We start from the raw sequence: 24,258 nt of genomic DNA, 5'->3' as shown, positions 1-24,258 counted from the left end.
GCCGCCATGAATAACGAAATTATTGCCATTATCGGTGGTGGTCAGGCAGCGGCAATGGCGGCTGCCTCGCTGCGCCAGCTGGGTTTTGGCGGCGAAATACACCTTTTCTCCGATGAACCACAACTGCCCTATGAACGCCCACCGCTGTCGAAAGCGATGCTGCTTGACGATAACCCGCAGTTGCAGCCGGTCCTCGCCGCCGACTGGTGGCTGGCAAATAATGTGCAGTTGCATCTGGGCGTGACAATCCGCCAGCTCGATCGTCAGGCTAAAACGGTGGTACTGGCGGACGGTCAACGCTACCGCTGGACGAAATTGCTGATAGCCACCGGGGCGGCGGCGCGTCCTCTGCCGATGCTGGATGCGCTGGGCGAGCGCTGCTTTACGCTGCGTCATGCCGGGGATGCTGAACGTCTGCGCCCGGTATTGGACGCCGAAAAATCACTGGTGATTGTCGGCGCGGGAACCATTGGCCTTGAGCTGGCGGCTAGCGCCACCCAGCGCGGTTGTCAGGTTACAGTCGTCGAGCTTGCGGCTACCGTGATGGGCCGAAACGCCCCGCCGCCGGTACGCGATTATCTGATTCATCGCCATCAGCAGGCGGGTGTACGTTTGCTGCTCAACAGCGCGATTGAACACGTAGATGCAGGCGATACGCTGACCCTGACATTACAGAGCGGCGAACAGCTTCAGGCCGATGCGGTGATTTACGGCGTCGGTATTGTGGCGAACGACGCTCTTGCCCGCGATGCCGGGCTGGAAACGGCCAACGGTATCGTGGTGGATACTCGCGGTATGACGTCCGATCCCGCTATTTTCGCCGCGGGTGACGTAGCGATAACGCGTCAACCGGACGGTTCCCTGCATCGCATTGAAAGCTGGGAAAATGCCAACTTTCAGGCGCAAACTGCTGCGGCAGCGATGCTGGATCAGCCGCTTCCCGTCGCCACGCCGGGCTGGTTCTGGACCGATCAATTCAGCGATAACCTGCAATTTGTGGGCGAGATGCAGAGCGAAAACTGGATCTGTCGCGGTAACCCGGATGAGCGAAAAGCTATCTGGTTCCAACTGCGCGATGGGGCGCTGGTTGGGGCTGTGGCGCTTAATCAGGGGCGCGAAGTACGCGTACTGCGCAAATTGATTCAGTCAGGGAAATCGCTTTCGATTGATGCCTTAATCAATGAGAGCATTGCACTTAAGTCGCTGTAAGTCAGTAAACATAACGGCGCGTCGCGTGGCAGAGTGTCGCATTGTGTATTACGTTTTAAGAACACGTCTTAACACAATGGAAGACTATGAACACGCTACGTTATTTCGACTTTGGCTCATCGCGTTCGCTGATGCTGCTTATCGCGCGCATCGCTCTCGTACTGCTGTTTATCCTTTTCGGTTATCCGAAAATGCTGGGTTTCGACGGCACGGTTCAATATATGGCGTCCTCGGGCGCGCCAGTGCCAACCCTGTCAGCAATTATCGCCATCATTATGGAAGTGCCGGTCGCCATTCTGATTGTATTGGGCTTCTTCACGCGCCCGCTGGCGGTTATTTTTATTTTCTATACGCTGGGTACGGCGGTGATTGGCCACCATTACTGGGATATGACGGGTGATGCGGTGGTACCGAATATGATTAACTTCTGGAAAAACGTCAGTATTGCGGGCGGTTTCCTGCTGCTGGCGATGACCGGGCCGGGCGCGATTTCGCTGGATCGCCGGTAGATAAATGCCTGATGGCGCTGCGCTTATCAGGCCTACGCGCTCATTTGTAGGCCGGATAAGGCGTTTACGCCACCATCCGGCAAAATGACGGGCACAAAAAAGGCCGCTTGCGCGGCCTTTTCTTATTCGGCAAAACAGAATTATGCGTAAACCGGGAAGCGTGCGCAGATATCCAGAACTTTACCTTTGATGCGCTCGATAACCGCTTCATCATTGATGTTGTCCAGAACGTCACACATCCAGCCAGCCAGTTCCTTCGCTTCCGCTTCTTTGAAGCCACGGCGGGTGATTGCCGGAGAACCGATACGGATACCGGAGGTCACGAACGGGCTCTTCGGATCGTTCGGCACGCTGTTTTTGTTGACGGTGATGTTGGCGCGGCCCAGGGCGGCGTCAGCTTCTTTGCCGGTCAGGTTTTTGTCCACCAGATCAAGCAGGAACAGGTGGTTTTCAGTACCGCCGGAAACCACTTTGTAGCCACGGTTCAGGAACACTTCAACCATCGCTTTGGCGTTTTTCGCAACCTGCTGCTGGTAAACTTTGAACTCAGGCTCCATCGCTTCTTTCAATGCTACCGCTTTACCGGCAATCACATGCATCAGCGGGCCGCCCTGCGCATTTGGGAAGACAGCGGAGTTCAGTTTTTTGTACAGCTCTTCGTCACCGCCTTTCGCCAGGATAAGGCCGCCACGCGGACCCGCCAGGGTTTTATGGGTGGTGGTGGTCACGACGTGCGCATGAGGAACCGGGTTCGGATAAACGCCCGCGGCAATCAGACCCGCAACGTGCGCCATATCGACAAACAGGTATGCGCCGATGCTGTCAGCGATTTCACGCATTTTTGCCCAATCAACGATACCGGAGTAAGCCGAGAAGCCACCGATGATTATCTTCGGTTTATGCTCTTTGGCCTGCTTCGCCATGTCTTCGTAGTCAATTTTACCGGACTCATCAATACCGTAAGGGATGATGTTGTACAATTTGCCGGAGAAGTTTACCGGGGAGCCGTGAGTCAGGTGACCGCCCTGCGCCAGGTTCATACCCAGAACGGTATCGCCCGGCTGCAGCAGAGCGGTGTAGACCGCAAAGTTAGCCTGAGAGCCAGAGTGCGGCTGAACGTTAGCGTAATCGGCGCCAAACAACTCTTTCGCGCGGTCGATAGCCAGTTGCTCAACGATATCCACATACTCGCAACCGCCGTAGTAGCGTTTGCCCGGATAACCTTCAGCGTATTTGTTGGTCAGCTGAGAACCCTGTGCCTGCATAACACGCGGGCTGGTGTAGTTTTCGGAGGCGATCAGTTCGATGTGCTCTTCCTGACGTACTTTTTCCTGCTCCATAGCCTGCCACAGTTCGGCATCATAATCGGCAATGTTCATTTCACGCTTTAACATCCGCATCTCCTGACTCAGCTAACAGTAAATTTTTTAAGCCCTGATGGACAACGGCCAACAGTATAACTGATTAGTTCTGCGATAACAGGTCTTGACAAACGTTTTTACGCAAACGTTTTCCTCCACGCCACACAAGGGCTTGAGGAATAAAGGTTCGCCAAATTTCAACGGATATCTTTTCAGGTTTGTGATGCAAATTCTTCACGTTGTAACTATCGTGATGCATTGTTACAAAGAACCATTTACATTGCAGGGGTATTTTTATAAGATGCATTTAACATGCAACAATAGATAATCCTAAAAGGAAGCCTGCCATGCTAGATGCTCAAACCATTGCTACCGTCAAAGCTACCATTCCCCTACTGGTTGAAACCGGCCCCAAACTCACCGCCCACTTTTATGACCGGATGTTTACCCACAACCCGGAACTGAAAGAGATTTTCAATATGAGCAACCAGCGCAACGGCGACCAGCGCGAGGCGCTGTTCAATGCCATTGCCGCGTATGCCAGCAATATTGAAAACCTGCCGGCCCTGCTGCCTGCGGTTGAGAAAATCGCGCAGAAACACACCAGCTTCCAGATTAAGCCTGAGCAGTACGACATCGTGGGGGCGCACCTGCTGGCGACGCTTGACGAAATGTTCAGCCCGGGTCAGGACGTGCTTGACGCATGGGGTAAAGCCTACGGCGTGCTGGCGGGGGTATTTATCAACCGTGAAGCGGAAATCTACCAGCAGAATGCGAACAAAACCGGCGGCTGGGAAGGCACGCGCCCGTTCCATATTGAGGCGAAAACGCCGCGTAGCGCCCTCATCACCAGCTTTGAATTTGAACCGGTGGACGGCGGCGCAGTCGCGGATTATCAGCCAGGCCAGTATCTGGCCGTGTGGCTGAAACCGGAAGGCTTCCCGCATCAGGAGATTCGTCAGTACTCTCTTACCCGTAAAGCCGATGGCAAAGGTTACCGTATTGCGGTGAAACGCGAAGACGGCGGTCAGGTTTCAAACTGGCTGCACAACGCTGCGAATGTCGGCGATGTGGTGCATCTGGCGGCGCCTGCGGGCGATTTCTTTATGTCCGTGGAAAACAACACCCCGGTGACGCTCATCTCCGCCGGTGTCGGTCAGACTCCGATGCTGGCGATGCTCGACACGCTGGCGAAATCCAGCCATACCGCCCAGGTAAACTGGTTCCACGCGGCGGAAAATGGCGATGTGCATGCCTTTGCCGACGAAGTGAAAACCCTGGGTTCCAGCCTGCCGCGCTTTACCGCGCACACCTGGTATCGCCAACCGACCCAGGCAGATCGTCAGGCGTCCGCGTTTGACAGCGAAGGATTGATGGATTTAAGCGCGATGGAAGGGGCGTTCAGCGACCCGGCGATGCAGTTTTATCTCTGTGGCCCGGTCGGCTTTATGCAATTCGCCGCGAAGCAGTTGGTTGAGCTGGGCGTGAAGCCGGAAAGCATTCATTACGAGTGCTTCGGGCCGCATAAGGTGCTGTAATTTTGCCTTCACCCCGCCCTCTCCCACAGGGAGAGGGAGAAAACCAGCGCAAGAATTGACGCCTGCACAAACCATTCCCTCTCCCTGCGGGAGAGGGTTAGGGTGAGGGAGATGCGGCGTTAAATCGCCGCGTCGTCCTCTTCACCCGTACGAATACGGATCACGCGCGCCACGTCAAAGACGAAGATTTTGCCGTCGCCGATTTTACCCGTTTGCGCCGTGCGGATAATAGTATCCACGCAGGTATCAACGATATCGTCGCTGACCACGATTTCAATTTTGACCTTCGGCAGGAAGTCCACCATGTATTCCGCACCGCGATAGAGCTCGGTGTGGCCTTTCTGACGCCCAAAGCCTTTCACTTCCGTTACCGTCATCCCGGTAATACCGACTTCCGCCAGCGCTTCACGTACATCATCCAGTTTGAAGGGTTTAATAATCGCATCAATTTTTTTCATGGTGTTCCTGTTTTTCAGTCGCGTAACCGGTTGCTCACCGTATCATAAATCACGCAAAAGTACGGTGCTACTCTTTAAAATCATTTGCATCCAGTTCGTGGCGTGAAAGTAGCTTGTAAAACTCCGTGCGGTTACGCCCCGCCATTCTCGCCGCATGCGTCACATTCCCTTTGGTAATTTGCAGCAGCTTGCGCAGGTAGTTAAGTTCAAACTGATTACGCGCTTCCACAAAGGTTGGCAGCGCGGTGTTCTCACCTTCCAGCGCCTGTTCGACCAGCGCGTCGCTGATCACCGGCGACGAGGTCAGCGCCACGCACTGTTCAATCACGTTCACCAGTTGTCGCACGTTTCCCGGCCAGTTGGCCGCCATTAATCGCTTCATCGCATCGGTAGAAAACGCGCGTACGAACGGTTTGTGTCGGTCGGCGGACTGACGCAGCAGATGGTTTGCCAGCAGCGGAATGTCTTCCGTGCGCTCGGCAAGCGTTGGAATTTTGAGGTTTACCACGTTAAGGCGATAGAAGAGATCTTCACGAAACTCACCGCGCGCCATCGCTTTCGGTAAATCGCGGTGGGTCGCGGAGATAATCCGCACATTAATGTCGAGATCGCGGTTGCTGCCCAGCGGGCGCACCTTGCGCTCCTGTAAAACACGCAGAAGTTTGACCTGCAGCGGGGCAGGCATATCACCGATTTCATCCAGGAACAGCGTGCCACCTTCCGCCGCCTGAAACAGCCCTTCCCGGTTGCTTACCGCGCCGGTAAAGGCCCCGCGCGCGTGGCCGAAGAGTTCTGATTCCAGCAACTGTTCCGGCAGCGCGCCACAGTTTATCGCCACAAATGGCTTACTGTTGCGCGGGCTGGCGTTGTGAATCGCCTGCGCCAGAATCTCTTTCCCGGTGCCGCTCTGGCCATTAATCAGCACACTCACGTCTGATTGCGCCACCATCTGCGCCTGCTCCAGCAGCCGTAACATAATGGGGCTACGGGTCACAATCGATTCCCGCCAGCGCTCATCTACCGCCGGAGCTGTTCGCGCCAGCGCTTCATCGATGGCTTTATAGAGCGCGTCTTTGTCGACCGGTTTGGTCAGGAAACTAAACACGCCCTGTTGTGTCGCGGCGACCGCGTCAGGAATCGAACCATGGGCGGTGAGGATAATCACCGGCATCCCCGGCTGCACTTTCTGGATCTCACTGAACAGCTGCAAACCGTCCATTTCATCCATCCGCAGGTCGCTGATAACCAGGTCGATACGCTCTTTTGCCAGTACACGCAGCCCCTGCTGCCCGCTCTCTGCGGTATCCACCTGATAGCCTTCGCTGGTCAGGCGCATACCCAATAGTTTCAGTAGCCCCGGGTCGTCATCCACCAGCAACAGGCGGGCCGTTTTCCGTGGTGTCATTGTTTATCCTCCGTGTCAGCAGGCGCATCCGTGCCGTGTGTACTGTCCGGGTTAAAGCCGGACGAGGGTTTACGGCTGGAGAGCTGCCGCTCAATATCGGTCAGGTTTTGCAGCTTGCGGGTTGTCAGATCAAGTTCGCCCTTTAGCGCCTGCTGCTGCTGACGCAGTTCATCCATCGCGGCATCGCTCGACTCCTGTAGCTTGCTGTAGCGCGTGCGCTCATCAGAGAGTTTTAGCTGGAGCATCTGGTTATCGCGCCACACCTGATACAGCGGGCGAATACGTGACGGAATTTGCGCACTATGCGCATCAAGACGCGAAACAATCAGTTGACGTTCGGGGGGCGTGATTTTCGCATTCGCCAGCAGCACACCGCGCTTGAAGGCATCAGACCAGCTCGCATCGCCCAACTGGTTAGCCTGCGCCCGCGCCTGTGCAGGCGTTAGACGGTCGGCACAATCCATGCCGCGCAGCCAGTACAACGGATTGTTCTCCGCAATGGAGCCGTCAAGCGTCCAGAGTTCGTCACAGGTGGTGGAAAGGTAATCCGCCACCTGTTCGTGGGGAATTTTCTCTTCGCTGACGCCAATATGAGGCGTGAGGCCAGCGCTACAGCCAACGAGCGCCAAACAGGATAAGCCCGACAGCCAGAAACGGCGGGCGCCCTGTACGACGCGCGTACTTAAAAAGTGGGACATATGCACCCGATATGTAGTCATGAGTTTGTTTTATCCGGCCCGGGGACAGGGAGTTCAATGCGAAAACAGATATCGCCCGCACTATCGTCAATAAGATGAAGCTCGCCGTGCATCTTGCGCACACAATCGCGGGCAATACTCAACCCCAGACCACTGCCCTTTACGGCCCCTTTTCGCTGGCGACTGCCCTGGAAAAAGGGCTCAAAAATCATTGCCTTTTCGGCATCCGGGATCGGCGTCCCTGTGTTGGCCACATCAATAGCGATTCGCCCGCTGAAGACGTGGCTACGGATATAAATGTTACCGGATTCAGTACCATAGTGCACCGCATTGGAGTAGAGATTATCCAGCGCGCTCATCAATAGCGTCGATTCGGCCAGGCATGCCGGGGCTTCCAGAGAAACCCGGGTATGCATCATTTTAGCTCGCGCCGGCAAACTGTGCGCAGAAACAACGGTTTCCACCATCGGGGCCAGCTCGACGCGGCTCATGGGTACCGCGCCATCGCTCAGTTTACGGTTGTAATCCAGCAGTTGCTCAATCAGCTTTTGCAAATTGCGGCTGCTATCATCAAGGATATCCACCACCTCTTTTTGCTCCGGCGTGAGTGGGCCGACAACCTGGTCCGCCAGCAATTCAGTCCCTTCACGCATACTGGCGAGCGGCGTTTTGAGTTCGTGGGAGAGATGGCGCAAAAACTGGTGGCGCTGCGATTCCAGCCAGGAGAGCCGCTCGCTCAACCAGACGATACGCTGGCCGACGGATCGCAGTTCACGCGGGCCACGGAACGTGACGCCCTCTTTGAGGGTTTCCCCCTCGCCCAGGCGATTAATCATACTCTCAATGCCTTTGACCGGGCCGATAATCATGCGCGTAAACAGCAGCACCATCGCCAGGCTGACAAGAAACAACACCAGCGCCTGCCAGCCGAAGAACTGGCCGCGTTCGGCGATTTCCTGCTGTAGCTGTTGACCGCGCGAGAAGACCACCGTACGCGTCGCCTGGACCATTTCGGTATTGGCACTGGCAAAAGCTTCCAGCCTGGCTGCCGCCAGCTTTTCCGGGCCACTATTGAGACACTGTAACTGGGCCAGATCGTTAAGATCTTGTCTTAATGCCTGATACAGTTTTTCATCAGGCAGCACGCCCGCATGCGCGTCGAGCATATCGCTGTAGCGCTTACGTTGACTCTGGTAAACCCGCGCCAGGGTCGGGTCATCAAGCACACAGTACTGGCGATAACTCCGCTCCATTTCCAGCGCAATGTTGGTCATTGCTTCACTGCGGCGCGCGTCAATCAGGGTGGTACGGTTGGTTTTTTCGGCCTGAGCACTAAGCGCATTCAGGCTCTGCCATGCCTGCCAGGCCAGCACCAACAGCGGCAACAGGATCAGCAGAAAGGCCAGCATAACCAATTGTCGCAGCGAACGGGGAGAAAGAGAGACGCGTTTCACAAGGAGTTCCCAAAAAATCAACCTGTAGGGATGCTAACTGAGGAAGTGACGCGGGGAAAGGCAGAAATAACAAAGCCGGGTCGAAACCCGGCTTTGTTCTGGAATAAGGCGGTGCCTAACTCAACGTTTCGCCCGATGGTTGATATGCAAAGATATCAGAAGCTGGACGGCAGGCACCTTGTTGTGCGTCATTCGAAGTTTATGTAGCACGTCCCGAAGGGGCTGACATAAGAAGGTGAATGAGCCACTGAGCATATTAATGCAGGTTGCGTGCCAACATGGAAGATAAAATGTTAACTTAATGATAATTAAAGATAATATTGATTTTATCAATCTTTGAGCAAATGATTACTTTTTGTTCTTTGCGTCGCTGATTAGCAACACTTTATGCATCGTTAAATAAAATAGATTTTAATCAATGAGTTAGATGTCGCCATTTAGAGACACCTACAATAAGGATTGTCTGTCATTCACGACACTTGAAAACGCCGGATGGCGGCTGCGCCTTATCCGGCCTACACGTCGATGCGAATGATTGCGGTCATCCAACAAAAAGGGCCGCTTTCGCGGCCCTGTCTCTTAACCTAACTGCTTACGCGCATTGCGGAAGATACGCATCCACGGACCATCCTCGCCCCAGTTTTCCGGGTGCCAGGAGTTCGCCACGGTACGGAAGACGCGTTCCGGGTGCGGCATCATGATGGTGACGCGACCACTTTCGTTGGTCACCGCGGTGATGCCGTTCGGAGAACCGTTCGGGTTCGCCGGATAGGTTTCCGTCACCTTGCCGAAGTTATCAACGTAGCGCAGTGCCACCAGCCCTTTGCTTTCCAGCGCCGCCAGATGCGCAGCATCACGCACTTCCACACGCCCCTCACCGTGAGAAACGGCAATCGGCATCTGTGAACCCACCATCCCCTGCAGCAGCAGCGACGGGCTTTGCGTCACTTCGACCAGGCTGAAACGCGCTTCAAAACGGTCCGAGTTGTTACGCACAAAACGCGGCCACAGGTCGCTGCCCGGGATCAGCTCGCGCAGATTAGACATCATCTGGCAACCGTTACACACGCCCAGCGCCAGCGTTTGCGGACGATGGAAGAAAGTTTCGAATTCATCACGCACGCGATTGTTGAACAGGATGGACTTCGCCCAGCCCTCACCCGCGCCCAGCACATCACCGTAAGAGAAACCGCCACAGGCAACCAGCGCATCAAAACGCGCCAGCCCGGTGCGACCGGCCAGCAGGTCGCTCATGTGCACGTCGATGGCATCGAAGCCCGCACGCTGGAACGCCGCCGCCATTTCAACGTGGGAGTTAACGCCCTGCTCACGCAGTACCGCCACCTGAGGACGTGCACCCTTCGCAATGTACGGCGCAGCGATATCTTCGCTGATGTCATAAGTCAGTTTAACGTTCAGACCCGGATCGTTATCGTTGGCTTTCGCGTTATGCTCCTGATCGGCGCTTTCCGGGTTATCACGCAGACGCTGCATCTGCCAGGTCGTTTCCGCCCACCACATACGAAGCGTGGTGCGGCTTTCGCTAAAGACCGGCTGGCCGTTGGCGGTCAGCGTAAAGCGGTCGCCCGTTACGGCGTTACCCAGATAATGTACACAATCGCCCAGGCCGTGTTTAGCCAGTAGCGCTTCAACCGCCTCACGGTCAGCCGCGCGAACCTGAATCACCGCCCCCAGCTCTTCGTTGAACAGTGCAGCCAGACGGTCGTCGCCAAGTGAAGCAATATCCGCCTCAACACCGCAGTGACCGGCAAAGGCCATTTCCGCCAACGTCACCAGCAGGCCGCCGTCGGAACGGTCGTGATAAGCCAGCAGTTTACGCTCTGCAACCAGCGCCTGAATGGCGTCGTAGAAGCCTTTCAACTGCGCGACATCACGTACATCGGCCGGTTTGTCGCCCAGTTGACGGTAAACCTGCGCCAGCGCGGTGGCGCCCAGCGCGTTATGGCCTTTCCCAAGGTCAATCAGCAGCAGCGCGTTATCTTCCGTAGAAAGCTGTGGCGTAATGGTATGACGCACATCTTCCACGCGAGCAAACGCGGAAATCACCAGCGACAACGGCGAGGTCATTTCACGCTGTTCGTTACCTTCCTGCCAGCGGGTTTTCATCGACATGGAGTCTTTACCCACCGGAATCGTCAGGCCCAGCGCCGGGCAAAGCTCTTCACCCACAGCTTTCACTGCTTCATACAGACCGGCGTCTTCGCCAGGGTGACCGGCGGCAGACATCCAGTTAGCCGACAGTTTAATGTGTTTGATATTGCCAATTTGCGTCGCCGCAATGTTGGTCAGCGCCTCACCGACTGCCAGACGGGCAGACGCGGCGAAGTCGAGGAGCGCAACCGGAGAACGTTCACCGATCGCCATCGCTTCACCGTAATAGCTATCGAGGCTGGCGGTAGTCACCGCACAGTTAGCCACCGGGATCTGCCACGGGCCGACCATCTGATCGCGCGCGACCATGCCGGTGACGGTACGGTCGCCGATGGTGACGAGGAAGGTTTTTTCCGCCACGGACGGCAGGTGCAGAACGCGGTTAACCGCATCGGCAAGGGTAATGCCTTCGCGAACCAGCGCGTCGCCCTTCGCTTTCAGGGTGGTGACGTCGCGGGTCATCTTCGGCGTTTTGCCCAGCAGCACGTCCAGTGGCAGGTCGATAGGCTGATTGTCGAAGTGCTTGTCATTCAGACTGAGGTGCAGTTCTTCAGTCGCTTCGCCAATCACCGCATACGGTGCGCGTTCACGCTGACAGAGTTCATCAAACAGCGGCATCTGCTCAGGCGCAACCGCCAGCACGTAACGTTCCTGCGATTCGTTACACCAGATTTCCAGCGGGCTCATACCCGGCTCGTCGCTCAGGATGTCGCGAAGTTCGAATTTACCGCCGCGTCCACCGTCGCTGACCAGTTCCGGCATGGCGTTAGAAAGACCGCCTGCGCCGACGTCGTGGATAAACAGAATCGGGTTCGCGTCACCAAGCTGCCAGCAGCGGTCGATCACTTCCTGGCAACGACGTTCCATTTCCGGGTTATCGCGCTGAACGGACGCGAAATCGAGATCCGCGTCAGACTGGCCGGAGGCCATGGAAGAGGCTGCACCGCCGCCAAGGCCGATATTCATCGCCGGGCCGCCGAGGACGACCAGTTTCGCACCCACGGTGATCTCGCCCTTCTGCACGTGATCGGCGCGGATATTGCCGATCCCGCCTGCCAGCATGATCGGTTTGTGATAGCCGCGCAATTCCTCGCCGTTGTGGCTGTTCACTTTCTCTTCATAGGTACGGAAGTAGCCGTTCAGCGCCGGACGACCAAATTCGTTGTTAAAGGCCGCGCCGCCCAGCGGGCCATCGGTCATGATGTCCAGCGCGGTAACAATGCGCTCCGGCTTACCGAAGTCTTCTTCCCACGGCTGTTCAAAGCCCGGAATACGCAAGTTAGAAACGGAGAAACCGACCAGACCGGCCTTCGGTTTTGCGCCGCGCCCGGTGGCACCTTCATCACGAATTTCACCGCCGGAACCGGTCGCCGCGCCCGGCCACGGAGAAATTGCCGTTGGGTGGTTGTGGGTTTCAACTTTCATCAGGATATGCGCCGGTTCCTGATGGAAGTCGTAGCGACCCGTTTCGTGGTCGGCAAAGTAGCGGCCGACTTCAGACCCTTCCATCACCGCGGCGTTATCTTTATAGGCAGACAGTACGTGATCCGGCGTGGTCTCAAAGGTGTTTTTGATCATCTTGAACAGCGATTTCGGCTGCTGTTCACCGTCAATAATCCAGTCGGCATTGAAAATTTTGTGTCGGCAGTGCTCAGAGTTAGCCTGCGCAAACATATAGAGTTCGATATCGTTCGGGTTGCGCCCAAGCTTAGTAAAGGCATCCTGCAGATAGTCGATTTCATCATCCGCCAGCGCCAGCCCCAGACGCAGGTTGGCGTCGATGAGCGCCTGACGCCCCTCGCCCAGCAGATCGACGCTGGATACGGGGGCGGGTTGATGATGAGCAAACAGTTTTTCCGCATCCTGCAGCGAGTCGAAGACGCTTTCCATCATGCGATCGTGCAGCATCGCCGGCACGTCACGCCACTGCTCCGCCGTAAGCGTAGAGGCTTCCACATACCAGGCCACACCGCGTTCCAGGCGCAGAACCTGAGTCAGGCCGCAGTTGTGGGCGATGTCGGTTGCTTTTGAAGACCAGGGGGAGATGGTGCCAGGGCGGGGAGTCACGAGCAGTAATTTACCGGATGGCGTATGGCTGCTGAGGCTCGGGCCATACTTTAACAGACGTTCAAGTCTGGCGTGCTCTTCGTCGTGAAGCGGAGCATCCAGATCGGCAAAATGGACATACTCAGCGTAAATATTGCTTACCGGGAGGTTGGCTGCCTGAAAACGCGTCAGCAGTTTGTTAATACGAAATGCAGACAGTGCAGGCGAACCACGCAGAATTTCCATCATAAGTCTCTCGTCTTCTAAGCTTTCAGTGTGCGCAAGGGGGGAAAACGGGCGCTATTATAGTTAATCCTGCGCCCTGACGAAACCGTTTGCGTAGAAATAAAATCACTTCCTGCTTTTACCAATAGATGTGACGTATCTCTCGAATTAGTTGCCAACTGGCGTAATCTTAAGCAAAATGCCGCTCATTCTGTTCCAGACCATAGTCTTCTTATGGTCACTGCACACAGTGATTTTGTTAGCGCAGAGAATTAACTATTTGAAAAAATTAAAGATTAATTATCTGCTGATCGGCATCGTTGCACTGCTGTTAGCAGCAGCCCTTTGGCCCTCCATTACATGGATCAACCAACCGGCCAATCGCATTGCCGCCATTCAGGCGCGGGGGGAACTTCGCGTCAGTACCATTGTGTCACCTTTAACCTACTCTCGCGTTGACGATAAAGAGTACGGACTCGACTACGCCCTTGCTGAACAGTTTGCCGATTACCTCGGTGTTAAGCTGAAAGTGACCGTGCGACAGAATATCAGCGAACTGTTTGACGATCTCGACAATGGCAAAGCAGACCTGCTGGCTGCAGGCCTGGTTTATAACAGCGAGCGCGTCAAAAACTACCACGCTGGCCCGGCCTACTATTCCGTTTCTCAGCAGGTGGTGTATCGCGTCGGCAGCTATCGCCCGCGCTCGTTGGGAGAACTGAACGCCGATAATCTTTCCATTGCGCCAGGACATGCGGTGATCAACGACCTTCAGGCACTGAAAGAGACGAAGTATCCCGATATCAGCTGGCAAGTGGATGAAAAGCGCAGCAGCGAAGCCTTAATGGAAGATGTACTGGCGGGCCGCCTGAATTACACCATCGCAGATTCGGTGGCCATCAGTCTGTTCCAGCGCGTTCACCCGGAACTGGCCGTGGCGCTCGATATCACCGACGAGCAGCCGGTGACCTGGTTTAGCGTTAACGACGAAGACGACACGCTTTCCGCCGCGATGCTCGACTATTTCAACAGCATAAATGAAGACGGCACCCTCGCCCGCCTGGAAGAGAAATATCTGGGGCATGGCGGCGATTTCGATTATGTCGATACGCGGTCGTTCCTGCGCGCCGTCGATAACGTATTGCCTGACCTTCAGCCGCTGTTTGAAAAATACGCCAAAGAGATAGACTGGCGACTGCTGGCGGCTATCTCGTATCAGGAGTCGCACTGGGATGCGCTGGCAACCTCCCCCACCGGCGTGCGCGGCCTGATGATGCTCACCAAAAATACCGCCCAAAGCCTGGGTCTGACGGATCGTACCGATGCGGAACAAAGCATTGGCGGCGGCATGCGATATCTGCTGGATATGATGGAGAAAGTACCGGATACGGTGCCGCAGGATGAGAAAATCTGGTTTGCCCTCGCCGCTTATAATATGGGGTACGCGCATATGCTTGATGCCCGCGCGTTAACGGTCAAGCAGAAAGGCAACCCGGACAGCTGGACGGATGTAAAACAGCGCCTGCCGCTGCTCAGCCAAAAACCTTATTACAGCAAGCTTACTTACGGGTATGCGCGCGGGCATGAGGCCTATGCCTATGTCGAAAATATCCGTAAGTATCAAATTAGCCTGGTGGGGTATCTGGCGGAGAAAGAGAAGAAAGTGGCTCAGGAGATAGCGATTGCCGCCGATTACCCGGCGGTAACGATGGATGAACTGAACCGCAACAATGCTGACTTCTTACCGTTCATTTCCCTGTCGCCACGCGATTATCTGCACAGCGTGCAGGGATCGACGTCAAGCGAACTGGTCGATGCCGCACATCCCCGTCATTGATTTTCAGCTTTCTGCGCTTTGCGCAGTGCCTTGATTTGTTCCCGGCGTTCGCGGAAAAAATCACTTAGCATTCCAGCGCATTGATCGCGCAATACGCCTGCCGTAACCTCGACACGGTGATTCATTCCCGGATGATGCAGGACATCCATTAACGACCCGGCAGCACCGGTTTTGGCATCGTGCGCACCAAACACGACGTGTCCAATGCGGCTATGCACCATTGCGCCTGCGCACATCACACACGGCTCCAGCGTAACGTACAGCGTGGCGTTAATCAGGCGGTAGTTTTGCAGCACCATGCCGCCCTGACGCAGCGCCATAATTTCGGCGTGGGCCGTCGGATCGTGCCGACCAATCGGGCGGTTCCAGCCTTCACCAATCACCTGATTATCGAGCACCAGCACCGCGCCAACCGGCACTTCTCCTTCATCCCAGGCGCGCTGCGCAAGCGTAAGCGCATGGCGCATCCAGTATTCATGGTTGAATTCATTGTCGGACAAAGTGGGCACTCCAGATGATAAATCGGGGCGCATTATACATAGAGAGAATAAGATTACCCACTATTCCAGCCGCTGAAGTTCACCGCGCGGCGTTACCCGCCAGCGATGCTGGCAAAAATAGAGCAGCGGGTTATCCTGCTTGCTGTCGCTATAACCGCTAAACAGACGCAGCGGCGTACCGATTTTGCGCTCCAGTTGCACGACTTTTTCATGCCCCAGACAGCGCAGCGAAAGCACCCAGCCGCCATGAGCCCGGGTTATCTGACTGGCGATAAGATTCACGCGCGGCAGCCAGGGCGTATCAAAATAGACTTTCTCCACCAGCGACTGCGGCGAGCCGGTAATCAGCCATACATCGGCATCGGTGCTGATGAGGTATTCGGTCAGGCGCTTATGCACCACCGGGAAAGCCACCACATTCGCCCGAAACCACGTGGAAAAATCCGCTTCCAGCGCGCGCAGTCTGGCTTCGCTGTGTCCAAAGGTACACCCCCACAACAGCAAACTCATTGGCCAGCGCGCAGCGCGCCCTTTTACCAGCAGCGCGATACCGATAATCGGCAGCAGCGGCAGCACCAGCAATGCGTTGAGGGGCCGTCGCCGCAGCAAATAGCGCAGAAACGTGCCGAACATATCCTGTTGATGCAGGGTGCCATCCAGGTCGAAAAAAATAACTCGACGGGGGTCGTTTGCCAAACCAGACTCCTTTAAGCAATGAATTTCCGTTAACTCATTACAAGCGTAACAGATAGCGCGGGTGATTTCTGGAAACATCACCTCAACGGCGGGATGCAAAAAGTGTTCAATATTTTGCGCCAGATGGAATATTTAATTCAGGTTAATCCGTTATAATCGAATAATAATTCTTTCAGGCGAGCAGAATTGTTGTCGGGAGAGGTAGCGTAATTTTGCCCTTGAGGAGCGTATGAATTGTTTAATCCGTATTCGCCAGCGATATCCACAACTGGCGCAAAGTGATAAAAAACTGGCCGATTTTATCCTGGCGCAGCCTGACCTGGCGCGTCATCTCAGCTCACAGCAGCTGGCGAGCCAGTCGGGTGTCAGCCAATCCAGCGTGGTGAAGTTCGCGCAAAAACTGGGCTTTAAAGGTTTTCCGGCCCTGAAACTGGCGCTGAGCGAAGCCCTGGCCAGCAATCCGAATCCGCACTCTATTCCGGTACATAACCAGATTCGCGGTGACGATCCACTGCGTCTGGTGGGCGAAAAACTCATTAAAGATAACGTTGCCGCAATGCATGCCTCACTCGACGTCAACGACGAAGAGAAACTGTTGGAGGCCGTGAACATGCTGCGCGGCGCACGGCGCATCGTACTGACCGGGATTGGCGCCTCGGGCCTGGTGGCGCGCAACTTTAGCTGGAAACTGATGAAAATTGGCCTTAACGCCGTCGCCGAGCTGGATATGCACGCCCTGCTCGCCAGCGTTCAGGCGCTGAGCGAAGGCGACCTGCTGTTAGCAATTTCCTACTCCGGCGAGCGCCGCGAAATAAATCTGGCAGCGGATGAAACCCTGCGCGCGGGTGGCAAAATTCTCGCCATCACCGGATTTTCACCCAATGCGCTCCAGCAGCGCGCCACGCACTGCCTTTATACCATTGCGGAAGAACAGGCCACGCGCAGCGCAGCGATTTCCTCAACCAGCGCGCAGATGATGCTGGCGGATGTGCTGTTTATGGGGCTGGTGCAGCAGGATCTGGAAAATGCGCCGGATCGCATTCGCCATAGTGAAGCGCTGGTGAAGAAGTTGGTTTAGCGGATTACCCCGGAAAAAGTATGGTCTGCACAGAAAATGCGCGTATAATGCGCGGCCCGAATAGGTTGTTTCTGAGAGTTTCCTGATGGCGTTGTTAATCACCAAAAAATGCATCAACTGCGATATGTGCGAACCGGAGTGTCCGAACGAAGCCATTTCGATGGGTGATAGCATCTATGAGATCAATAGCGATCGCTGCACCGAGTGCATCGGCCATTACGAGACGCCTACCTGTCAGAAAGTGTGCCCGATCCCGAATACGATTTTAAAAGATCCGGCACACATCGAGAGCGAAGAACAGTTGTGGGATAAATTTGTGACGTTGCATCACGCCGACAAAATCTAGCTTTCCAGAATGACCGTCGCGCAGGCATAGCGACGTTCATCCGCCAGGGTGACGTGTATGTGCACCACGCCCATTTTTTCCGCCAGAATCTGCGCTTCGCCCCACAGGCGCAGTTTCGGTTTCCCCATTTCGTCGTTGTAGACTTCAAACTGGTTAAACGCCAGGCCATTACGAATGCCCGTTCCAAAGGCTTTCGCTGCCGCTTCCTTCACCGCGAAACGCTTGGCCAGGAAACGCACCGGTTGTTGATGCGTTTCCCAGATAGCCCACTCATTGTCGGTTAATACCCGACGCGCGAGGCGATCGCCGCTGCGGGCAATCACCTCGTCGATACGCGTAATCTCGACAATGTCGGTTCCGAGCCCAAGAATCGCCATTATTTACGCGCTTCCAGCATCAGGCGTTTCATTTCGGCAACGGCCTCTTTCAGACCGGTCATCACCGCGCGGCCAATGATGGCGTGGCCGATATTCAGTTCGTGCATTTCTGGCAGCGCCGCGATAGCTTTCACGTTGTGATAAGTCAGGCCATGCCCGGCATTGACTTTCAGCCCCAGGCTTGCGGCATAGGTTGCCGCGTGAGCGATACGCGCCAGTTCTTTCGCCTGCTCGGCGTCGGTTTCCGCATCGGCATAGCAACCCGTGTGAATTTCGATATAAGGCGCACCGACTTCTGCCGCAGCTTTGATTTGCTCGTTATCGGCATCGATAAACAGGGATACCAGAATACCTGCGTCGGCGAGGCGTTTGCAGGCATCGCGCATTTTGTCACGCTGACCAGCAACGTCGAGACCGCCTTCAGTGGTCACTTCCTGACGCTTTTCCGGCACCAGGCAACAGAAATGCGGTTTGGTCTCGACGGCAATGTTCAGCATCTCTTCGGTGACCGCCATTTCCAGATTCATGCGCGTATCGAGCGTCTGACGCAGGATACGCACGTCGCGGTCGGTGATGTGACGACGGTCTTCCCGCAGGTGAACGGTGATGCCGTCCGCACCAGCCTGTTCGGCGATAAACGCCGCCTGAACCGGGTCCGGATACGCTGTGCCGCGCGCGTTACGCAGGGTGGCAATGTGGTCAATATTGACGCCTAACAGTAAATCAGCCATGACAATCCTCGGTTTTTTAGTTCGGTATTCGTTTTCCCCTCACCCTGGCCCTCTCCCGGAGGGAGAGGGGACCGTTTATGCACTATATTCAGTACTGTGCTGGTTCAGGGGGGTTATTTCTTTGGCAAAAACTGCCTGAATAATTCCCGGCTTTTTAGCGGTTTGCCACCAAGATACGGCTTCAGCGCCATACGGGTAAAGCGTTTTGCGGCTCGCAGCGAATCCACATCCGGAAACTCGCGGCTGGCCAGCGCTTTCAACTGATGGCCGGTAAAGGTGTAGTTATCAATTACGACGCTGGCGATAAAGCCCTTTTCTTCACGATAGCGATAGGTCATGGTGTCATCCACTTCATCGCCGCTTCCTGCGCAGTGCAGGAAATCGACGCCGTATCCCAGATGCCCCAGCAGCGCCAGCTCAAAGCGACGCAGCGCGGGTTCAGGCGAACCCGAGGTTCCCGCCAGCGCCTGAATGCAGTGCAGGTAATCGAAGAAAAGTTCAGAGAAACGGGTTTCGTGCTCCAGCACGCGGGAAATGAGTTCGTTAACGTAAAGGCCGCTGTAAAGCGTAATGCCGCTCAGGGGGAGCGCCAGCGAAACGGCTTCCGCGCTGCGCAGGGTTTTGACTTCACCGCGCCCGCCAAAGCGAACTAACAGGGGGGTAAAAGGCTGAAGCGCGCCTTTTAGATTGGAACGTTTGGAACGGGCGCCTTTGGCAACAAGGCGCACGCGGCCCGACTCTTCCGTGAAGACGTCCAGCATCAGGCTGGTTTCGCTCCAGGGGCGACTATGCAGGACAAATGCGCGCTGCCAGCCTTCCATCATACCCGTCGTCTTTCAAGCCGCAGGTGCGTTGGCTGCGACTGTTCACCCCAGTCACTTACTAATGTAAGCACCTGGAGATTCACACTCTTGCCGCCTTCCTGCACCATGAAAGCCATAGGGTATGAGAAACTTAAAGATCATCGCCATAGCCAAGACTACGCAGTGCGCGCTCGTCATCGGCCCAGCCGGATTTCACTTTCACCCACAGTTCCAGGTGAACCGGGGCTTCGAACATTTCCTGCATGTCTTTACGGGCTTCGATACCGATAGTTTTGATTTTGGAACCTTTGTTACCAATCACCATCTTTTTCTGCCCGTCACGCTCAACGAGGATCAGGCCGTTGATGTCGTAACCGCCGCGCTCGTTAGCCACGAAACGTTCGATTTCCACGGTAACGGAGTACGGCAGTTCTTCGCCCAGGAAGCGCATCAGCTTTTCACGAATGATTTCAGACGCCATAAAACGCTGAGAACGATCGGTGATGTAATCTTCCGGGAAGTGATGAATCGCTTCCGGCAGATGTTTGCGTACGATCCCGGCGATGGTGTCGACATTCAGCCCGGTTTCCGCAGACATCGGCACGATGTCGAGGAAGTTCATCTGGCTGCCGAGGAACTGCAGATGCGGCAGAAGATCTGCTTTTTCCTGCACGTTATCGACTTTGTTAACGGCCAGAATCACCGGCGCTTTGCCTTCGCGCAGTTTGTTCAGCACCATTTCGTCGTCCGGCGTCCAGCGCGTGCCTTCCACGACAAAAATCACCAGTTCAACATCACCGATAGAGCTGCTTGCCGCTTTGTTCATCAGGCGGTTGATGGCGCGTTTTTCTTCCATATGCAGGCCAGGGGTATCGACATAGATTGCCTGATACGCACCTTCCGTATGAATACCGACAATGCGGTGACGGGTGGTCTGCGCTTTACGCGAAGTAATGGAAATTTTCTGCCCCAGCAGATTGTTCAGCAGGGTAGATTTGCCGACGTTCGGGCGACCGACGATGGCGATAAATCCGCAGTAAGTTTTGTCGTTGCTCATTCCAGCTCCAGTTTTTTCAACGCCTGTTCGGCGGCAGCCTGCTCCGCCTTGCGACGGCTGGAACCTGTGCCAACCACCGGTTCACTCAGGCCGCTAACCTGGCAGTGGATAGTAAATTCCTGATCGTGTGCTTCCCCACGCACCTGCACCACCAGATAAGATGGCAGCGGCAGATGGCGGCCTTGCAGATACTCCTGCAAGCGTGTTTTTGGATCTTTCTGTTTATCGCCCGGGCTGATTTCGTCCAGACGCGTTTGATACCAGGAGAGGATTAACTTCTCGACATTCTGAATATCGCTGTCGAGGAACACCCCGCCAATCAATGCTTCAACCGTATCCGCGAGGATAGATTCGCGGCGGAAGCCGCCACTTTTCAGCTCGCCCGGCCCTAAACGCAGACATTCGCCCAGTTCGAATTCACGGGCGATTTCCGCCAGCGTATTACCGCGAACCAGCGTCGCGCGCATACGGCTCATATCGCCTTCATCCACACGCGGGAAGCGGTGATAAAGGGCGTTCGCGATCACGTAGCTTAAAATGGAATCGCCCAGAAATTCTAAGCGCTCGTTATGTTTGCTGCTGGCACTGCGATGGGTTAATGCCTGTTGCAACAACTCCTGATGAACAAAAGTGTAGCCCAGCTTCCGTTGAAGCCGATTAATTACGATGGGGTTCATGCGATACCAATAAATGAATGCGTCAAAAATTCAGCACACGAAACAGATCTGAAAGCACCAATACGGTTTCGTGTGCCGTGTCTATTAAGAAAGACATGTGTAACTTCGGGGGGATATTCTATACGCAACGACAAGGGATGTCGTTAGTTTGGAGAGATTTAACTGCTAAATAATTTATGCGGAGGCACTCATGCCCCCGCATCGGTCTGACAAGAATTAGTGGATACCGCCAATACGGCTTAAACGTACGCCGGTCGGCCATTCACCTTCCTGTTTTTCGAAGCTCATCCAGATGGCCGTCGCCTTCCCGACCAGGTTCGCTTCCGGCACGAAGCCCCAGTAACGGCTATCGGCGCTGTTATCGCGGTTATCACCCATCATGAAGTAATGACCCGGCGGCACAATCCACGTAGCCGGCTGTAACCCCGACTGGCGATAGTACATGCCGACCTGATCCTGCGCGATTGGCACGGTCAGAATGCGGTGATTCACCTCGCCCAGCGTCTCCTGACGTTCGGTCAGGCGAATACCATTTTCTTTGGTTTCACCTTTCGGCAACTCAAAGAAACCGCTGGTCGCTTCGCCGCCGTTACGACGGGCAAAGGTCTGCACGAAATCACTCGGTTCAACGTTCGAGTAGGTGACCGGCAGTGCGTTACCGCAAGCCTGGCCGGAACTGCAGTTCGGTTGAATCGTGACTTCTTTGCTGATCGGATCGTAAGTGACTTTATCACCCGGCAGACCTACCGCACGTTTGATGTAATCAAGGCGCGGGTCTTCCGGATATTTAAAGACCACAATATCGCCACGTTTCGGGTGACCCGTTTCGATAATCGTTTTCTGGTAAATAGGATCTTTAATGCCGTAGGCGAATTTTTCCACGAGGATAAAATCACCAATTAACAGCGTCGGCATCATTGAACCGGATGGGATCTGGAACGGCTCATAAATAAAAGAACGCACGATGAGCACAATCGCCAGCACCGGAAATACGGACGCGCCCGTTTCCAGCCAGCCCGGTTTCGGGCCTACTTTTTTCAGCGTTTTTTTGTCCAGCGCATCTCCGGTTGCGACCTGCGCCGCAGCCTGACGTTCCCGACGTTTGGGCGCGAAGATAAATTTATCAACGCACCACAAAAGGCCCGTGACCAGTGTGGCAATCACCAGAATCAGGGCAAACATATTCGCCATGCCAACTCCTTAAGGATTATTTACCGTCTTTTCCGACGTGCAGAATGGCGAGGAAAGCTTCCTGCGGCAGTTCGACGTTACCGACCTGCTTCATACGCTTTTTACCCTCTTTCTGTTTTTGCAGCAGCTTTTTCTTACGGCTGACGTCACCGCCATAGCATTTCGCCAGAACGTTTTTACGCAACTGTTTCACCGTAGAACGCGCGATGATGTGGTTGCCAATGGCCGCCTGAATCGCGATATCAAACTGCTGACGAGGGATCAGCTCTTTCATCTTCTCAACCAGCTCACGACCACGGTACGGGGCATTGTCGTTATGCGTGATCAGCGCCAACGCATCCACACGTTCGCTGTTAATAAGAACGTCAACACGCACCATGTTAGACGCCTGGAAGCGTTTGAAGTTGTAATCCAGCGACGCATAACCGCGGGACGTTGACTTCAGACGATCGAAGAAGTCGAGTACCACTTCCGCCATCGGGATTTCATAGGTCAGCGCAACCTGTTTGCCGTGGTAAACCATGTTGGTTTGTACACCGCGTTTTTCCACGCACAGAGTGATAACGTTACCGAGATACTCCTGCGGCAACAGCATATGACACTCGGCAATCGGCTCACGCAGCTCCGCGATGTTATTCAGCGGCGGCAGCTTGGACGGGCTGTCGACGTAGATGACCTCTTTGTTGGTGGTCTCTACTTCGTACACTACGGTCGGCGCGGTGGTGATGAGGTCCAGATCGTATTCACGTTCCAGACGTTCCTGGATGATCTCCATGTGCAGCAGACCGAGGAAGCCACAGCGGAAGCCGAAGCCCAGCGCGGTAGAGCTTTCCGGCTCATAGAACAGGGAGGCGTCGTTCAGGCTCAGTTTGCCCAGCGCATCGCGGAAGTTTTCGTAATCGTCAGAGCTTACCGGGAACAGGCCCGCATAAACCTGCGGTTTAACCTTTTTAAAGCCTGGCAGCGCTTTGTCAGCCGGGTTACGCGCCTGAGTCAGCGTATCGCCAACCGGTGCGCCCAGAATGTCTTTAATGGCGCACACCAGCCAACCCACCTCTCCGCATTTCAGCTCGGTACGGTCAACCTGTTTCGGTGTGAAGATGCCCAGACGGTCAGCGTTATAGACCTGACCGGTGCTCATTACTTTGATTTTGTCGCCTTTACGCATGGTGCCGTTTTTGATACGCACCAGCGACACTACGCCCAGATAGTTATCGAACCAGGAGTCGATGATCAGTGCCTGCAGCGGGCCTTCCGGATCGCCTTCCGGCGGCGGAATATCGCGCACCAGACGTTCCAGAACGTCGGTGACACCGACGCCGGTTTTGGCAGAGCAGCGCACAGCGTCCGCCGCGTCGATGCCGACGATATCTTCAATTTCTTCCGCCACACGCTCAGGATCGGCTGCCGGGAGGTCGATTTTGTTCAGAACCGGAACCACTTCCAGATCCATTTCCATGGCGGTATAGCAGTTCGCCAGGGTTTGCGCCTCTACGCCCTGCCCGGCGTCAACCACCAGCAGTGCGCCTTCACAGGCAGCCAGAGAACGGGAAACTTCGTAGGAGAAGTCGACGTGACCAGGGGTGTCGATAAAGTTCAGTTGATAGGTTTCGCCATCAGCTGATTTAAAGTCCAGGGTGACGCTCTGCGCTTTAATGGTAATGCCGCGTTCGCGTTCCAGATCCATCGAGTCGAGAACCTGGGCTTCCATTTCACGATCAGAAAGGCCACCGCAAATCTGGATGATACGGTCAGACAGCGTCGACTTACCGTGGTCGATATGTGCAATGATCGAAAAGTTACGTATATTCTTCATATATTAAGATAATTATGCCTTACGAATACTTTGAGGCCGCTGTTCTGTGCCTGACGTTTGTGTCGTTCGAAAAC

At 55.1% G+C, this 24,258-nt stretch carries 21 protein-coding genes; 6 read left to right on the top strand and 15 right to left on the bottom strand.

Annotated elements, in window-relative coordinates; translation table 11 throughout:
• The first annotated feature begins 6 nt into the window (after positions 1 to 6).
• Complete coding sequence (hcaD, locus tag NMC31_RS17995; RefSeq protein ID WP_253898713.1) at positions 7 to 1,209, top strand: phenylpropionate dioxygenase ferredoxin reductase subunit; 1,203 nt, start codon at positions 7 to 9, stop codon at positions 1,207 to 1,209.
• An 86-nt stretch (positions 1,210 to 1,295) separates the two neighbouring features.
• Complete coding sequence (locus NMC31_RS17990; protein ID WP_149464815.1) at positions 1,296 to 1,718, top strand: DoxX family protein; 423 nt, start codon at positions 1,296 to 1,298, stop codon at positions 1,716 to 1,718.
• A 140-nt stretch (positions 1,719 to 1,858) separates the two neighbouring features.
• Here NMC31_RS17990 and glyA read toward each other — a convergent pair whose 3' ends face one another.
• Entirely contained in the window at positions 1,859 to 3,112 is a 1,254-nt protein-coding gene (glyA, locus tag NMC31_RS17985; RefSeq protein ID WP_253898712.1) for a serine hydroxymethyltransferase, read from the bottom strand.
• A 314-nt stretch (positions 3,113 to 3,426) separates the two neighbouring features.
• On the opposite strand from glyA, the gene hmpA reads away from it, so the two are divergent.
• Positions 3,427 to 4,617 (top strand): NO-inducible flavohemoprotein, encoded by a 1,191-nt coding sequence (hmpA, locus tag NMC31_RS17980; RefSeq protein ID WP_253898711.1) that lies wholly within the window; start codon positions 3,427 to 3,429, stop codon positions 4,615 to 4,617.
• A gap of 119 nt (positions 4,618 to 4,736) precedes the next feature.
• Here the strand turns inward: hmpA and glnB are convergent, their stop codons facing one another.
• From glnB to purL, 5 genes are all read right to left on the bottom strand, one after another.
• Positions 4,737 to 5,075: a nitrogen regulatory protein P-II gene (gene glnB / locus NMC31_RS17975; protein ID WP_003860685.1), complete on the bottom strand. Its 339-nt coding sequence runs from the start codon at positions 5,073 to 5,075 to the stop codon at positions 4,737 to 4,739.
• Positions 5,076 to 5,142: 67 nt separating this feature from the next.
• Positions 5,143 to 6,480: a two-component system response regulator GlrR gene (glrR, locus tag NMC31_RS17970; RefSeq protein ID WP_149464817.1), complete on the bottom strand. Its 1,338-nt coding sequence runs from the start codon at positions 6,478 to 6,480 to the stop codon at positions 5,143 to 5,145.
• A complete protein-coding gene (qseG, locus tag NMC31_RS17965; RefSeq protein ID WP_253898710.1) occupies positions 6,477 to 7,199 on the bottom strand; it encodes a two-component system QseEF-associated lipoprotein QseG in 723 nt (240 codons plus the stop codon). The genes glrR and qseG overlap by 4 nt, the downstream gene beginning before the upstream one ends.
• A complete protein-coding gene (gene qseE / locus NMC31_RS17960) occupies positions 7,196 to 8,587 on the bottom strand; it encodes a two component system sensor histidine kinase QseE/GlrK (protein ID WP_436650661.1) in 1,392 nt (463 codons plus the stop codon). Before qseE ends, qseG begins: the two co-directional genes overlap by 4 nt.
• Before the next feature lie 624 nt (positions 8,588 to 9,211).
• The gene (gene purL, locus NMC31_RS17955; protein WP_253898708.1) at positions 9,212 to 13,099 is read right to left on the bottom strand and encodes a phosphoribosylformylglycinamidine synthase; all 3,888 of its coding nucleotides are present in this window, start codon (positions 13,097 to 13,099) and stop codon (positions 9,212 to 9,214) included.
• Positions 13,100 to 13,355: 256 nt separating this feature from the next.
• On the opposite strand from purL, the gene mltF reads away from it, so the two are divergent.
• Positions 13,356 to 14,912 carry a membrane-bound lytic murein transglycosylase MltF gene (gene mltF, locus NMC31_RS17950; protein WP_253898707.1) on the top strand — a complete coding sequence of 519 codons (1,557 nt, stop codon included), beginning with the start codon at positions 13,356 to 13,358 and terminating at the stop codon, positions 14,910 to 14,912.
• Here the strand turns inward: mltF and tadA are convergent.
• Positions 14,906 to 15,445: a tRNA adenosine(34) deaminase TadA gene (gene tadA / locus NMC31_RS17945; protein WP_253898706.1), complete on the bottom strand. Its 540-nt coding sequence runs from the start codon at positions 15,443 to 15,445 to the stop codon at positions 14,906 to 14,908. The two genes, mltF and tadA, sit on opposite strands and share 7 nt — an antisense overlap.
• 27 nt (positions 15,446 to 15,472) lie before the next feature.
• Entirely contained in the window at positions 15,473 to 16,108 is a 636-nt protein-coding gene (yfhb, locus tag NMC31_RS17940) for a phosphatidylglycerophosphatase C (protein WP_253898705.1), read from the bottom strand.
• Positions 16,109 to 16,337: 229 nt separating this feature from the next.
• On the opposite strand from yfhb, the gene NMC31_RS17935 reads away from it, so the two are divergent.
• Complete coding sequence (locus NMC31_RS17935) at positions 16,338 to 17,186, top strand: MurR/RpiR family transcriptional regulator (protein WP_149464823.1); 849 nt, start codon at positions 16,338 to 16,340, stop codon at positions 17,184 to 17,186.
• An 85-nt stretch (positions 17,187 to 17,271) separates the two neighbouring features.
• Entirely contained in the window at positions 17,272 to 17,532 is a 261-nt protein-coding gene (locus tag NMC31_RS17930; RefSeq protein WP_253898704.1) for a YfhL family 4Fe-4S dicluster ferredoxin, read from the top strand.
• Here the strand turns inward: NMC31_RS17930 and acpS are convergent.
• The 7 genes from acpS to lepA form a co-directional block, all read right to left on the bottom strand.
• Entirely contained in the window at positions 17,529 to 17,909 is a 381-nt protein-coding gene (gene acpS, locus NMC31_RS17925) for a holo-ACP synthase (RefSeq protein WP_253898703.1), read from the bottom strand. The genes NMC31_RS17930 and acpS overlap by 4 nt on opposite strands.
• Positions 17,909 to 18,640 (bottom strand): pyridoxine 5'-phosphate synthase, encoded by a 732-nt coding sequence (gene pdxJ, locus NMC31_RS17920; RefSeq protein WP_253898702.1) that lies wholly within the window; start codon positions 18,638 to 18,640, stop codon positions 17,909 to 17,911. Before pdxJ ends, acpS begins: the two co-directional genes overlap by 1 nt.
• A 113-nt stretch (positions 18,641 to 18,753) precedes the next feature.
• Positions 18,754 to 19,461: a DNA repair protein RecO gene (recO, locus tag NMC31_RS17915; RefSeq protein WP_149464847.1), complete on the bottom strand. Its 708-nt coding sequence runs from the start codon at positions 19,459 to 19,461 to the stop codon at positions 18,754 to 18,756.
• Between the two features lie 133 nt (positions 19,462 to 19,594).
• On the bottom strand, positions 19,595 to 20,500 hold the full coding sequence (gene era, locus NMC31_RS17910) for a GTPase Era (RefSeq protein WP_253898701.1): 906 nt from the start codon (positions 20,498 to 20,500) through the stop codon (positions 19,595 to 19,597).
• Positions 20,497 to 21,177 carry a ribonuclease III gene (rnc, locus tag NMC31_RS17905; RefSeq protein ID WP_015963393.1) on the bottom strand — a complete coding sequence of 227 codons (681 nt, stop codon included), beginning with the start codon at positions 21,175 to 21,177 and terminating at the stop codon, positions 20,497 to 20,499. The genes era and rnc overlap by 4 nt, the downstream gene beginning before the upstream one ends.
• A 216-nt stretch (positions 21,178 to 21,393) precedes the next feature.
• Complete coding sequence (gene lepB, locus NMC31_RS17900) at positions 21,394 to 22,368, bottom strand: signal peptidase I (protein WP_149464830.1); 975 nt, start codon at positions 22,366 to 22,368, stop codon at positions 21,394 to 21,396.
• Between the two features lie 16 nt (positions 22,369 to 22,384).
• Positions 22,385 to 24,184 (bottom strand): translation elongation factor 4, encoded by a 1,800-nt coding sequence (lepA, locus tag NMC31_RS17895; protein WP_149464831.1) that lies wholly within the window; start codon positions 24,182 to 24,184, stop codon positions 22,385 to 22,387.
• Between the last annotated feature and the right edge of the window lie 74 nt (positions 24,185 to 24,258).

Origin of the sequence: Pseudocitrobacter vendiensis (assembly GCF_943590815.1) — a bacterium.
Classification (GTDB): domain Bacteria; phylum Pseudomonadota; class Gammaproteobacteria; order Enterobacterales; family Enterobacteriaceae; genus Pseudocitrobacter; species Pseudocitrobacter vendiensis.
The sequence above is the reverse complement of the archived record's forward strand: the minus strand, read 5'-3'. Positions and strand labels throughout refer to the sequence as shown.

Excerpts from the sequence above, each read along its gene's own strand:
- hcaD (WP_253898713.1), top strand. The coding sequence starts at position 7 with ATGAATAACGAAATTATTGCCATTATCGGTGGTGGTCAGGCAGCGGCA.
- NMC31_RS17990 (WP_149464815.1), top strand. The coding sequence starts at position 1,296 with ATGAACACGCTACGTTATTTCGACTTTGGCTCATCGCGTTCGCTGATG.
- glyA (WP_253898712.1), bottom strand. The coding sequence starts at position 3,112 with ATGTTAAAGCGTGAAATGAACATTGCCGATTATGATGCCGAACTGTGG.
- hmpA (WP_253898711.1), top strand. The coding sequence starts at position 3,427 with ATGCTAGATGCTCAAACCATTGCTACCGTCAAAGCTACCATTCCCCTA.
- glnB (WP_003860685.1), bottom strand. The coding sequence starts at position 5,075 with ATGAAAAAAATTGATGCGATTATTAAACCCTTCAAACTGGATGATGTA.
- glrR (WP_149464817.1), bottom strand. The coding sequence starts at position 6,480 with ATGACACCACGGAAAACGGCCCGCCTGTTGCTGGTGGATGACGACCCG.
- qseG (WP_253898710.1), bottom strand. The coding sequence starts at position 7,199 with ATGACTACATATCGGGTGCATATGTCCCACTTTTTAAGTACGCGCGTC.
- qseE (WP_436650661.1), bottom strand. The coding sequence starts at position 8,587 with ATGCTGGCCTTTCTGCTGATCCTGTTGCCGCTGTTGGTGCTGGCCTGG.
- purL (WP_253898708.1), bottom strand. The coding sequence starts at position 13,099 with ATGATGGAAATTCTGCGTGGTTCGCCTGCACTGTCTGCATTTCGTATT.
- tadA (WP_253898706.1), bottom strand. The coding sequence starts at position 15,445 with ATGCGCCCCGATTTATCATCTGGAGTGCCCACTTTGTCCGACAATGAA.
- NMC31_RS17935 (WP_149464823.1), top strand. The coding sequence starts at position 16,338 with ATGAATTGTTTAATCCGTATTCGCCAGCGATATCCACAACTGGCGCAA.
- NMC31_RS17930 (WP_253898704.1), top strand. The coding sequence starts at position 17,272 with ATGGCGTTGTTAATCACCAAAAAATGCATCAACTGCGATATGTGCGAA.
- acpS (WP_253898703.1), bottom strand. The coding sequence starts at position 17,909 with ATGGCGATTCTTGGGCTCGGAACCGACATTGTCGAGATTACGCGTATC.
- pdxJ (WP_253898702.1), bottom strand. The coding sequence starts at position 18,640 with ATGGCTGATTTACTGTTAGGCGTCAATATTGACCACATTGCCACCCTG.
- recO (WP_149464847.1), bottom strand. The coding sequence starts at position 19,461 with ATGGAAGGCTGGCAGCGCGCATTTGTCCTGCATAGTCGCCCCTGGAGC.
- era (WP_253898701.1), bottom strand. The coding sequence starts at position 20,500 with ATGAGCAACGACAAAACTTACTGCGGATTTATCGCCATCGTCGGTCGC.
- rnc (WP_015963393.1), bottom strand. The coding sequence starts at position 21,177 with ATGAACCCCATCGTAATTAATCGGCTTCAACGGAAGCTGGGCTACACT.
- lepB (WP_149464830.1), bottom strand. The coding sequence starts at position 22,368 with ATGGCGAATATGTTTGCCCTGATTCTGGTGATTGCCACACTGGTCACG.
- lepA (WP_149464831.1), bottom strand. The coding sequence starts at position 24,184 with ATGAAGAATATACGTAACTTTTCGATCATTGCACATATCGACCACGGT.